We start from the raw sequence: 12,968 nt of genomic DNA, 5'->3' as shown, positions 1-12,968 counted from the left end.
TTTTCTTATTGGAAAATTTAGACGTACAAATGTACGACTGGCTCTTTAGATAGGAGGCTCTTTACCGGCAGTAATATACGCAGAAACAATATAATCATGCCCCGAAGCATTTTGATAAATATGCAATTCGAAACGAGCGGCAACAGCTGCCACATGTTCCATAATTTCGGCCTGTATAGATTCATAGCTTACCCAATTCTTATTCGCAGAAAAACAGTATATTTCAAAAGGTATGCCATTCTCGGTCGGTTCTAATAATCGAGTCATTAATGTCAAATCCCCATTAACAAAAGGATGCTTACGCAAATACATAGCCACATAAGCCCTGAATAATCCCAAATTGGTTTCTATCGTTCCATTTACCAAGCCATTACTATTATCAGTATTCTCTACTTTCCCGGCAGCCTGTTCTGCCTGTTTCTCCTCAATATACGATTTTAAGAAATCTACGCTCTTTAAAGACTCCAATAACTCCGGAGTACAAACTTTTATAGATGTCACATCTATCGTAAAATCGCGCATTATCCGGCGTCCGCCAGATTCCGCCATTCCCCTCCAATTCTGCAATGTTCCCGAAATCAATGAATAAGGAGGAACTGTAACAATCGTATTATCAAAATTTTGAACTTTTACAGTATTCAAAGTTATATCGATAACGATACCATTCAACATACCTCCCGGCATCACGATCCAATCCCCTTTGCGAACAATATCATTTTGAGCCAATTGCACTCCGGCGACAAATCCCAAAATACTATCTTTAAAAACGAGCATCAATACTGCAGCAAAAGCTCCCAATCCGGTAATCAACTTCATCGGAGAACGTTGCACCAAAATAGAAATGACAATAATAACTCCTAAGCCTATCAAAATACCTTTTACCAGCTGTATGAGCCCTTTTAAAGGCCGATCCTTCATAGCATCCGAACTTGAAAATATTCGCCACAAAGCAGACAAAAAGGTATTGATATACACTAAAAAAGCAATTACCAAATAAATCCAACAAAAACGCTCTACCCATCCGATAAGCGACCTGTAATCGTCATATACCAAAGGTAACAAAGACAGCATAATCAAAGGTGGTAAGACATGCGCTACACCGGAAAAGACCTTACGATCTACCAAGACCCTAAGAATCTCATTTTTACTTTTACCTAATATTTTCAGAAAAACGTAATGAAGGACATATCGTAATATCCAAGCTACAGCCCAAGCAAACAATGCTATCAGAACTGTATATATAATACCTTCCATTTCATCTACTCTTCCGGTCTCCATACCCAGGTCTCTCAAAATCGACTTTATCCACTCCAAAAGCGCACCGGCGAACTTATACGATTTGTCATCCATAATCATAAACATTTTATCATGATAGTAACAAAAAGAGACAAGTACAAGTTCAACAAAAAGCTAAAGACAGAGCTCAAAACATCGTTTTCGAACGAACAAGCTCGTTTCTATTCGCATATACCAAAAGAATGGTTATCTTTGCAGGTCAAAAGAACAACTGTTATTTCCGGTATTAACTTACCGGAATTGTTTCAGCAAACAAGACAATATTTTCGAAAATAATTCAACAAAATAAACTATGGCATTACAATGTGGTATCGTCGGCTTGCCTAATGTCGGCAAATCAACCCTCTTCAATTGTTTATCCAATGCAAAAGCCCAATCGGCAAACTTTCCGTTTTGTACGATAGAACCGAATGTCGGAGTAATTACCGTTCCGGATGAACGCCTTAATAAATTAGCAGAACTCGTTCATCCTCAACGCATAGTCCCTACTACGGTAGAAATCGTGGATATTGCCGGATTAGTAAAAGGTGCTAGTAAAGGAGAAGGATTAGGGAACAAATTTCTTGCCAATATACGCGAAACAGATGCAATTTTACATGTATTACGCTGTTTCGATGATGACAACATAACTCATGTAGATGGTTCTGTCGATCCCGTACGCGACAAAGAAATCATCGACTACGAACTGCAATTGAAAGATCTGGAGACGATAGAAAGCCGGATATCTAAAGTTCAAAAACAAGCACAAACCGGAGGTGACAAAAATGCAAAGCTCGCCTACGATGTATTAAGTAAATATAAAGAAGCTCTGGAACAAGGAAAGTCTGCCCGTACCGTTAGTTTTGAAACTAAAGACGAACAGAAAATAGCACGAGAGCTATTCCTCCTTACCAGTAAACCGGTCATGTATATTTGCAACGTTGACGAGAAGAGCGCTTTAAACGGGAACAAATATGTAGAACAAGTACGGGAAGCGGTAAAAGATGAAGATGCGGAAATATTGATCGTTGCGGCCAAAATAGAATCTGAAATTGCAGAATTCGAAACATACGAAGAACGTCAGATGTTTTTAGAGGAAATCGGATTGAAAGAATCGGGTGTCTCCCGACTGATTCGTGCAGCATACAGTCTTCTAAACCTCGAAACATATTTTACTGCCGGAGTGCAGGAAGTCCGGGCATGGACCTATCTTAAAGGCAGTAAAGCTCCTCAATGTGCAGGTGTCATTCACACCGATTTCGAAAAAGGTTTTATCCGGGCAGAAGTCATCAAATATAACGACTATATACAATACGGATCTGAGACAGCCTGTAAAGAAGCCGGAAAAATGAACGTAGAAGGAAAAGATTATATCGTACAAGACGGAGATATCATGCATTTCCGGTTTAATGTATAAAGACATTCGATTTAAATGAGAAATATACAATCAGTTTGCGTATATTGTGCATCAAGCTCCAAAGTGGATGCAATCTATTTCGAAACGGCAAAGCAATTAGGAAAACTTATTGCCCAGAATAATTTGCGTTGCATATACGGAGCAGGAAATCAAGGCCTCATGGGAACAATCGCAGACAGTGTATTAGATGCCGGAGGAAAAGTAACCGGTATTATTCCGCGCTTCATGTACGAAGAAGGATGGCACTACGAACGCTTACAAGATATAGAAATCACAAATTCTATGCATGAGCGAAAAGAGCGTATGGCTTCTTTGTCCGATGCTGTCATAGCACTACCCGGAGGATGCGGAACATTGGAGGAGTTATTAGAGATCATTACTTGGAAACAATTAGGATTATACCTCAATCCGATAGTAATCCTTAACACGGCCGGTTACTATGATCCGTTACTCGCTCTGCTGGAAAAAGCCGTTGAACAAAATTTCATGCATACAGAACATAAAAAAATGTGGGTAGTAACCACCACTCCCCAAGATGCAATAGAAGCTCTGTATTCTGCACCCGATTGGAACGGAAGCGTACGTAAATTTGCAGCCATATAACAGCATAAATGCCAAGTGACAGCACACATATCGCCCCTGTAATAACAACGGACACCCTCACTCCCATTCTGTCCGACAGTAACAGAATTATTTCCGATTCATTACAGGTTGCACATCCTGAGTGGTACTTACATTATAAAAAAGATTCCGTCAAGTTCACCCCACAATACACAGAAAGCTTGTCGGCATACTGTTCTGCTCCGATCGCCAATCCTCTAACCGACTATAAAGAAGCCGCACTTGTTATTCCCGAAGGTTTCGAAGGAATACAAAAAAACGAAAATCCGTCTCAAAATGATGGAATATTTTTGATTTTACTCTGTTGTTTCATTCTGGTAGCAACATCTTTTCGACGAGGAATAAAACTCTTTTCTCAGCCTTTTTCCATATCAAAAAATAATCGAAACCTTACCGAAATGGCAGATAGTTCTACAATTATCGAATCACGGTTACGATTCATTTTGCTCGCTCAGACATTCGCAATGGAAGGCATTGCGTTTACGTTTTTAATTCATTATCTAAAACCAGAATTAACCTACATCGGATATTCCAAAGAAATACTCTGTACCACAGTTTTAGCGATCTTATACTACAATCTCCAACAATCGGCATATCGCATTTTAGGTTCTATTTTCACAGAACCGGGTGTCACAAAACAATGGATAGACAATCATGCATCTATCAACTTATTATTAGGAATAGTCCTATTCCCTGTCATTTTTTGCATGATCTATCTCTCTGGTTTTCTGAATATCGGGCTTTTATTAGTTACAATATCTTACATTTTATCCCGAATTATTTTTATTTATAAAGGGATTAAGATTTTTTTGAGAGATGTTTATGGAATTCTATACTTTATTTTGTACCTTTGCGCCCTTGAAATCATGCCTTTATTTCTAATTTACAAAGGTGTGATTTTGATTTACCAATTTGTAGAATTTAAAATACTAACATTTTGAAAGTCAAGAAAGTACTCGTTTCTCAGCCAAAGCCTGCTTCTGAGAAATCTCCGTATTTCGACATTGCAGAAAAATACGGTGTAAATATTGAGTTTCGTCCTTTCATTAAGGTAGAAGAAATAACCCCAAAAGAATTCAGACAGCAAAAAATTTCTATTCTGGATTACACGGCTATCATTTTCACGGCAAGAACAGCAATCGACCATTTTTTCAAGTTATGCGAAGGACTGCGGGTAACGATTCCGGAAACAATGAAATATTTTTGTGTAACAGAGTCGGTAGCTCTCTATCTGCAAAAATATATTGTTTACAGAAAAAGAAAAATCTTTTTTGGAAATACGGGAAAATTGGACGATCTTGTTCCAGCCTTAATAAAACATTCAGGTGAAAAATTTCTCTTTCCGGTATCAGATGTCAATAACGGCGAATATCCGTTACTTGACAAAAACAAAATCGATTATACAAAAGCGGTAATGTACCGTACGGTAAGTAATGATTTTGCTCCCGAAGAAAAATTCGATTATGACATGCTGATCTTCTTTAGCCCTTCAGGAATCAATTCATTACTGAAAAACTTCCCGAATTTCGAGCAACAAGATATCAAAATCGGATGTTTTGGACCGACAACGGCCAAAGCAGTAAGAGATGCAGGACTCAGACTCGACATCGAAGCTCCTCGTCCGGAAGCCCCGTCGATGACAGCCGCATTGGAACTTTTCTTTAAAGAACAAAACAAATCGTCTAAGAAATAATACTTCCTATTCTTTTTGAGTTTGCAAAAACCGGCTATCCTGCGGGCGAACAAACTTAAAATGAAAATATGTTATAAAATAAAACGCCTCCCTCTTTATTCATTAAGGATTAAAGGGGGAGGCGTTTTTCCGAGTATATACAAATCAATTTCCCAACCGAAAATCGCTTACACTGCTTTGTTCTAAAGAAATATCCTCAAAAAAACTGACACTCCCCTCGCCCTGCGGACATTGATTACAAATACCTACCCACAACTCTTGAGGATAATCGTTTTTATACAAACGAGCCAACTGCCATGTTTTCTTATCTGTCGAATAATAGCTGGCTATCGTATGCGTATCAGAAGATATTTTCAGATACACCGAAGGTTCGGTTATCTCTTCATGATTATTATCGTCCGAGGTCCCTCTGGTGCGTACGGTTACAATACGATGTTTACCCCGTTCATCCTGCTCGAATGCAAACTTCTGCCATATCGTATCATTAACAAAAACGAACAAATCTGCAGCATTATAAGTATCCGTAGCAGTAAATTGAGGAGAAACTTTAGCAATAAAAGTAAAAGGTCGGGCATTATCGACTTGAGTCAATAAAAGCGGAGCGGTCTTATTAGATAATTTTCCGTCATTCGGATCGCAAAAAAAGTCTCGCTTCCCTCCGCACCTGAATTCCAATATTCCGTTATCTTTAATCCGAACCAAAGTATCAGCACCGTTCACAGCTTTAGTAAATACGACATTACCCAATTTAATACTACAATCCGTTCCTTTCAGTTCATCAGTTTGATCAATCGTAGATAAACTATCCTTGTCTGTAGTTTTTTGAGGATTATGGTGCGATTCACAACTGCTCACGCACAAACTTATACCTAATAAAGTCCAATAAATAAATGTTTTATTCATAATTTCATCTGTTTTATAAGTATTTTTGTACAGCAAAATTAGTCACTCTATTTCGACAAGACAATAGTCAAAATTAACCAATTTATGCCAAATCATCAGGAACAAGAATTGAGGTCACTGCTCACCGAGCAAGATTTTGGGACAACAACATGGGAATATGAAATTCTTGAAAACAAAAAAATGCAAGTCCGCTCATTTGTCCAAATAGACAATGGGATCGCCGTACTGTCAGATTTACGAAAAAACACGAGCTATATTTATGCCGGAAATTTCGGTCAAAATATCGGGATCTCTCAAAACGGTCTAATTATCGACTCTGCTTTTGAAGATGAAATATTCAACTGCATCCCCGCTGACGATTTGATCGAACGACACGTTTTAGAATTACGTTATTTTCATTTTCAACGTGCAAATGAAATCAGAGAAAGGAAAAACTATAACACGATATGCCTCATTCACTTTCAATTACAAAATGGCAATACGATTCCGGTTCTGCACCGTTCTTATTATTTAGAAAGTTTGCCTAACGGTAGCATTTGGCTATCACTTTGCACATACACACCTTATATAGAGACCCCGACTTTGACATCAGGACAAATTATCAACAACACGAATGGCAAAGCAGTGCAGCAAAAAGAATATCAACTATACGACAACTTGTTACTAAGCCCTCGTGAAAAAGAAGTCCTGATGCTATTGGCAAAAGGACACAGCAGCAAACAAGTCGCAGACATCCTGAATATCTCTACAAACACGGTTTACCGACATCGACAAAATATTCTTTCTGCCCTACAAGTCTCCAATACAGCAGCAGCGATTCAAGTAGGATTTAGATTGAATATCATATAAATACGATTAAAATACACGACAAATCATAATATCCTCCGCAAAATGGAATTCAATATCGATATTGCACAGATTCCATTAATGAACATTCTTGTATCCAAAAATTCCGTACCGATACTTTACTAATTAAATCCAGCTATTTTTGCTATCTTTGTACCATATTTTTCGCTTTCTAATTGGTATCGAATGGCAAACTTCAAACTAACACAGGCAGAACGACTTTGCGGAAAAAAACGGATAGATGCCCTTTTTACATCAGGAAATTCATTCATCGTCTATCCCTACCGGATAGTATATCGACCTGTTCCCGATACAGATAGTGTCCCCGTATCTATGTTTGTCAGCATCCCTAAAAAGAGATTTAAAAGAGCGGTAAAACGGAATCTTATCCGAAGACGAATAAAAGAAGCTTATCGAAAAAATAAGCACATTCTTACCGATACGTTTCAGAATCAAAAAATAACTTTGGATATGGCAATTCTTTATTTAGATAAAGAAATTCTTGATTATCAAACATTAGAAAAAAAACTAAAAGATCTACTTCAGAAATTAAAAGAAACAGTATGTAAAGAAACTTATGAAAAAAATCTCCCAAAGCCGAATGATTCATGAAAAGAATTTTATCTTTACTGCTATTGATACCTGTCTATTTTTATCGGGCATGCATTACTCCTCTCAAACCTCAGACCTGCAGGTTTGTTCCTACATGCTCGGAATACGCAATCGAAGCCATTCGCAAACACGGCCCATTTAAAGGCCTATGGCTGGCAATAAAAAGAATTTGCCGTTGTCACCCTTGGGGAGGAAGCGGTTATGATCCCGTACCTTAAACATAATGATATGACTTATTACAACCTGCATACACATGATCTTTCCCCTTCAACCGATCGAAAACTAAGTATATGCAATCTACCTTATAAAAAACGCTTTATCTCTCCAGATACATACCCAGGGGTCTATTTCTCTGCAGGCATACATCCTTGGCATATAGCCTCGACAGACCCAATGTCGCTGACATTGCAGTTATCCCGAATAGCAGAATCTCCACAACTTCTTGCAATCGGGGAATGCGGACTTGATAAATTGACAGATACCCCGATGGATATTCAAGAAACCATCTTTAAACAACAAATAGAAATTGCCGAGAGCAGCAAAAAACCGATGATTATCCATTGCGTAAAGGCTTTCAATGAACTGATAAAACTTCGAAAAGAAACCGCAGCCCGTCAAGAATGGATTATTCATGGATTCAGAGGGAAACCTCAGTTAGCGGCAGAACTCATTCAACATGGTTTCAGAATTTCGATCGGATACAAGTTCAATCCCGAAACGGCCGAAACAATACCATTACATCGATTATTCCTCGAAACCGACGATAGCAATAATACCGATATCGAAACCATTTACCGGCAAATTGCCGAAATACGACAAATTCCGGAAAACGAGCTCATCATATCAATCGGTACGAGCTTTTCCGAACTTTTCGGTTTATCCCGGTAAGAAAAAATATATAATAAAACTTTTGATTCTGCCATACACTCCGTTTTTTGTTTTTAATATGTATCTTTGCCCTGAAGCAACAATTATTAAACCGCATTAGGATAAATCATAATATAGTCAAAAAATGAATTTCGTAGAAGAACTAAAATGGCGGGGCATGATTCACGACATAATGCCCGGTACAGAAGAACAATTACAGAAAGAAATGACGACTGCATATGTAGGCATAGACCCGACTGCAGATTCTTTACACATCGGACACCTTGTAAGTGTCATGATGTTGAAACATTTCCAAAGAGCCGGACACAAGCCTATCGCATTGGTCGGTGGAGCTACCGGAATGATCGGAGATCCCTCTATGAAGTCCCAAGAACGCAATCTACTGGATGAAAAAACATTACGCCACAATCAAGAAGCGATCAAGAAACAACTCTCTAAATTTTTAGATTTCGAGTCGGATGCTCCCAACGCTGCAGAGTTGGTCAATAATTACGACTGGATGAAAAATTTTTCGTTTCTGGAATTTATCCGGGATGTAGGAAAATACATCACCGTCAATTACATGATGAGCAAAGACTCCGTAAAAAGACGTCTTGCCGGAGAAGGTAGCAACGGTCTGTCATTCACAGAATTCTCATACCAATTGGTACAAGGATACGACTTCACTTACTTGTACAAAACAAAAAATTGCAAATTACAAATGGGAGGTTCTGACCAATGGGGAAATATCACTACCGGAACAGAATTAATTCGCCGAACAACCGGAGGCGAAGCCTTCGCCCTCACCTGTCCTTTAATTACTAAAGCCGATGGAGGGAAATTCGGAAAAACAGAATCCGGAAATGTGTGGCTCGACCCACGTTACACATCTCCATACAAATTTTATCAATTCTGGTTGAATGTAAGCGATACTGATGCCGAACGCTATATCAAAATATTCACAGCGCTCAGCAAAGAAGAAATAGACGCTCTTATAGAAGAACAACATGCAGCACCGCATTTACGTCCCGTACAAAAACGGTTGGCAAAAGAAATTACAATAATGATACACTCGCTGGAAGATTATGAAGCTGCCGTAGAAGCTTCGAATATTCTTTTCGGCAATTCGACATCGGAACAACTGAAAAAACTCGATGAAGACACTCTTTTGGCTGTATTTGAAGGTGTACCGCAGTTCGAAATCTCTAAAAACGAACTTATACAGGGAATCAAAGCTGTTGATCTTTTGACCGAAAAAGCTGCAGTCTTCCCCTCAAAAGGAGAGATGCGTAAAACGACTCAAGGCGGAGGAGTATCTGTCAACAAAGAAAAACTTCCCCAATTCGACAAAGAAATATCCGAAAAAGACCTATTGAACGGAAAATATATTCTGGTACAAAAAGGTAAAAAGAACTATTTCTTAATTATTGCAAAATAAAAAGTAAAGAATTTTGTCAATAAAAATCTTTACGCTATCTTTGCATCGCTTTTGAGATAGACTCAAAACACAGGATTGTCTCATGGTGTAATGGTAGCACTGCAGTTTTTGGTTCTGCCTGTCTAGGTTCGAATCCTGGTGAGACAACAATAGTCCAACAACCAATCAAAGAAAAGCCCTAAGAAACAATATCTTAGGGCTTTCTTATTTTCTGAGAGCCCCAAATAGAGCCCAAAAGGATAATACTATATGACACCTCGTGATACTATTATAATATACGATATAATATCACTATTATAAAGTAATAACGATACATCAGACTATTACTTTGTTCTCTCTCACTGCAAGAGAAGCAAGAAGTCTTGCTTTCTTATATTCTTTGAAGTTGTAGGACTACTTGTCTTATAATCATTAGATTATAATGTATAATAAATTTGGATTATTCTTAAATATTTCCTTTCTTTGTTATAATAATATTTATGTCGTTATGGATTCAAGCAATAAAATAGGATTTGACATTATCGGAAAGGTAAAGCGAATAAAGTTATATAAAAGCCAAGTATTATTACCTGTTTTTGAAGCAATTGTAAATTCTATTCATTCTATTCAAAGATTGAAGAAAAAGAATGGAATTATTAATGTTAGTTTTGAAAGAGATAATTCATTGGGAGATTTATTTGAAGAGGGAATTAATTTAAATCCTATTAAAAATTTTATTATAGAAGATAATGGTGAAGGCTTTAATGACATAAATCTAACCTCTTTTAAAAATGCTAATTCTTCACTCAAATTAGAGATTGGAGGACAAGGAGTTGGACGTTTTTTATGGCTAAAAACGTTTAAAAACATACACATTAATAGTATTTATAATGACAATGAAACATTTTATAAAAGAGAATTTGATTTTAAATTAATAGAAAACGGTATAGATAATTTTTCTGAAACTCATATTAATCATCAAACACAAGGAAAGACAACTATAAAACTTGAGAAATTACTTGAAGATTATAAAGATGGAATGCCAAGAACCATTGAGGATATTGGAGAAAAAATACTATCTCATATATTAACCTATTTAATGAGTGAAGGATGTCCCATTATTAAGGTAATGGATGTTGACAATAAAAAGGAAATTATCTTAAATGATTTATATAAGAAAGAAATTGAATTTTTTGATTCCATAGATTTTGAAATCAAAAAGTATTGTTTTTCAATAGATTTATACAAAGCTTCCAAAATAGCTAAAACTCATGAACTGAATTATTGTGCAGATAATCGAGTGGTCTATAAAAAGCCATTGAGTAAAGAAATTCCAGAACTTAATAGAATTATAAAATATAATGATAAAGAGTTCTATCTTCAAGCATATTTAAAAGGAGAATACTTCAATCAAATAGTAGATGAAACAAGAACAACACTGCTTTTCCCTCATATAAATGCAGAAGAGGAAGGCGACAACCTATTTTCTGATATAATAACAGAAAAAGATTTGAATAATCTAGTTTTTAATAAGATTGCAGAAGGAATAGATATATACCTTAAAGAAATTAGAGATAATAAACTTGAAAGAATAAAAGAGTTTATCTATAAAAAAGCTCCACAATATAGATTATTATTTAAGTACAAAAAACAAAGACTTGAACAATTACCAATATTATCAGAAGAAAAATTAGAACTTGAATTATTTAAAATACAACACGAACTAGAGGTTGATACTAAGAAAGAAGGGCGTAAAATATTTAAATCAATAAAAACAATCAAAGATTACGAAGAATATCAAGATAGATATAACTCATATATTGAAAAAGTCATAGATGTTGGCAATACAAATTTATCAAAATATATTATACATCGTAAAACAATTATTGATATCCTTTCTAAAAATCTTAAACCAGATAACATCGGTAAATTTGCTCTTGAGAATACGATTCATCGACTAATATTTCCGCTGAAAGCAACTTCTGATGATTTAAATTATGAAGATCATAATTTGTGGTTAATTGATGAAAGATTGTCTTATCATTCTTACATAGCTTCTGACAAACCATTTTCTAAAATGGATATTATTGATAGTACTAGTATTGATAGACCTGATATAGTTGCATTCAATGATTTTTTTGATAATCGATTTGCTTTATCTGAGAGTCAAAACAATCCATTTCCATCAGTAGTGATAGTAGAATTTAAGCGGCCTATGAGAAATGAATATTCACAAGATGAAAAAAACCCGATTGAACAAGTATTAAGTTATATAAAGGAAATTAGAAGTGATAAAAAACATTTGAAGAATCAACGTAATTTTCTCAATATGCAAAATGTACCTTTTTATTGTTATATCATATGTGACTTAACTGAAAAAATGAGAGAGTTTGTTGATAATTATGATTTCAATCAGACTAACGATGGATTAGGATACTTTGGTTATCATAAAAATCAAAAAGCATATATTGAGATAATTTCTTACGATAAACTAATTCAAGATGCAGAAAAACGAAATAAAATCTTATTTGATAAATTATGTTTACCTACAATTTAATATGATAATTATCAGTTGCGCCCAATATAGAGCCCAATATTAAGACTACTTATGAAGTCTTATGATACTTATCGCTATTAATAATCAATAATGATAATATAAATGAATATACCAATAAGTATCAGAAAGATGCTACTCAGGGCGAGATTTGAAGGACTGGTGAGACAACAATAGAAAGCGATTTGATTTTGAATCAAATCGCTTTTTCTATTTTGTTCACAACCCTTATACAATTCAACAACAAAAAGTAAAATAAAAAAGCCGGTATGATATGTACCGACTTTCTGCTCTTCAGGTAGGACTTGAACCTACGACCCTCTGATTAACAGTCAGATGCTCTAACCGACTGAGCTACTGAAGAATAAAAATATGTAATCTTTAAAGAAAAAGAGCTCTTCAGGTAGGACTTGAACCTACGACCCTCTGATTAACAGTCAGATGCTCTAACCGACTGAGCTACTGAAGAAGATAGCATCTCTTAAAAATGCGATGCAAAAGTAATGGGTTATTTCCAATTATGCAATATATTTGCAAAAAAAATTTCCACCATGAGGATAGTAGGATTGGGAAACGCACTTACCGACGTGCTGGCACGGTTGCACTCCGACTCGTGTTTCGAGGCTATGGGCCTTTTGAAGGGCGGTATGCAACTGATTGACGAAGAGCGACTTTTGAAAATCATGGCAATTTTCGAGGAGCTGGAAACCACGCTGGCATCGGGTGGTTCGGCGGCCAATGCCGTTTCGGGGGTGACCCGAAT

12 protein-coding genes, 2 tRNA genes and 1 pseudogene are annotated in these 12,968 nt (G+C 36.3%); 11 read left to right on the top strand and 4 right to left on the bottom strand.

What is annotated here, in order from left to right; all coding sequences use genetic code 11:
* Positions 1-45: 45 nt before the first annotated feature.
* Positions 46-1,350 (bottom strand): mechanosensitive ion channel domain-containing protein, encoded by a 1,305-nt coding sequence (locus Q0093_RS11575; RefSeq protein ID WP_297930606.1) that lies wholly within the window; start codon positions 1,348-1,350, stop codon positions 46-48.
* 238 nt (positions 1,351-1,588) lie between these two features.
* On the opposite strand from Q0093_RS11575, the gene ychF reads away from it, so the two are divergent.
* The 4 genes from ychF to Q0093_RS11555 are packed head-to-tail and all read left to right on the top strand — an operon-like array spanning position 1,589 to position 5,006.
* Positions 1,589-2,692, top strand: a complete 1,104-nt coding sequence (gene ychF / locus Q0093_RS11570; protein ID WP_294178153.1) for a redox-regulated ATPase YchF — start codon at positions 1,589-1,591, stop codon at positions 2,690-2,692.
* 15 nt (positions 2,693-2,707) lie between these two features.
* Positions 2,708-3,295: a TIGR00730 family Rossman fold protein gene (locus Q0093_RS11565; protein ID WP_297930602.1), complete on the top strand. Its 588-nt coding sequence runs from the start codon at positions 2,708-2,710 to the stop codon at positions 3,293-3,295.
* An 8-nt stretch (positions 3,296-3,303) separates the two neighbouring features.
* Positions 3,304-4,254, top strand: a complete 951-nt coding sequence (locus Q0093_RS11560; RefSeq protein WP_297930599.1) for a DUF4271 domain-containing protein — start codon at positions 3,304-3,306, stop codon at positions 4,252-4,254.
* Positions 4,251-5,006: a uroporphyrinogen-III synthase gene (locus tag Q0093_RS11555; protein ID WP_022389854.1), complete on the top strand. Its 756-nt coding sequence runs from the start codon at positions 4,251-4,253 to the stop codon at positions 5,004-5,006. Before Q0093_RS11560 ends, Q0093_RS11555 begins: the two co-directional genes overlap by 4 nt.
* Positions 5,007-5,150: 144 nt before the next feature.
* On the opposite strand, the gene Q0093_RS11550 is transcribed toward Q0093_RS11555, so the two are convergent.
* Entirely contained in the window at positions 5,151-5,909 is a 759-nt protein-coding gene (locus tag Q0093_RS11550; protein WP_297930596.1) for a DUF1349 domain-containing protein, read from the bottom strand.
* An 84-nt stretch (positions 5,910-5,993) separates the two neighbouring features.
* Between Q0093_RS11550 and Q0093_RS11545 the strand changes: the two genes are divergently transcribed.
* The 6 genes from Q0093_RS11545 to Q0093_RS11520 all read left to right on the top strand — a co-directional run bounded on the left by Q0093_RS11545 (position 5,994) and on the right by Q0093_RS11520 (position 12,208).
* A complete protein-coding gene (locus tag Q0093_RS11545) occupies positions 5,994-6,758 on the top strand; it encodes a response regulator transcription factor (RefSeq protein WP_297930593.1) in 765 nt (254 codons plus the stop codon).
* Positions 6,759-6,941: 183 nt separating this feature from the next.
* A complete protein-coding gene (gene rnpA, locus Q0093_RS11540) occupies positions 6,942-7,367 on the top strand; it encodes a ribonuclease P protein component (protein WP_297930590.1) in 426 nt (141 codons plus the stop codon).
* Positions 7,364-7,585: a membrane protein insertion efficiency factor YidD gene (yidD, locus tag Q0093_RS11535; RefSeq protein ID WP_294178132.1), complete on the top strand. Its 222-nt coding sequence runs from the start codon at positions 7,364-7,366 to the stop codon at positions 7,583-7,585. The genes rnpA and yidD overlap by 4 nt, the downstream gene beginning before the upstream one ends.
* A gap of 10 nt (positions 7,586-7,595) precedes the next feature.
* Positions 7,596-8,255, top strand: coding sequence for a TatD family hydrolase (locus Q0093_RS11530; RefSeq protein ID WP_297930586.1), 660 nt, complete (start codon positions 7,596-7,598; stop codon positions 8,253-8,255).
* Positions 8,256-8,379: 124 nt separating this feature from the next.
* Positions 8,380-9,672, top strand: a complete 1,293-nt coding sequence (gene tyrS, locus Q0093_RS11525) for a tyrosine--tRNA ligase (protein WP_297930583.1) — start codon at positions 8,380-8,382, stop codon at positions 9,670-9,672.
* A 487-nt stretch (positions 9,673-10,159) separates the two neighbouring features.
* Entirely contained in the window at positions 10,160-12,208 is a 2,049-nt protein-coding gene (locus Q0093_RS11520) for a hypothetical protein (RefSeq protein WP_297930581.1), read from the top strand.
* A 287-nt stretch (positions 12,209-12,495) separates the two neighbouring features.
* Here Q0093_RS11520 and Q0093_RS11515 read toward each other — a convergent pair.
* A tRNA-Asn gene (locus Q0093_RS11515) sits at positions 12,496-12,569 on the bottom strand.
* A gap of 31 nt (positions 12,570-12,600) precedes the next feature.
* Positions 12,601-12,674, bottom strand: a tRNA-Asn gene (locus tag Q0093_RS11510).
* A gap of 82 nt (positions 12,675-12,756) precedes the next feature.
* On the opposite strand from Q0093_RS11510, the pseudogene Q0093_RS11505 reads away from it, so the two are divergent.
* Positions 12,757-12,968: pseudogene (locus Q0093_RS11505) on the top strand (adenosine kinase); the annotation flags it as partial.

The organism is uncultured Coprobacter sp., from assembly GCF_947855755.1.
In the GTDB taxonomy this organism is placed as follows: Bacteria; Bacteroidota; Bacteroidia; order Bacteroidales; family Coprobacteraceae; genus Coprobacter.
The sequence above is the reverse complement of the archived record's forward strand: the minus strand, read 5'-3'. Positions and strand labels throughout refer to the sequence as shown.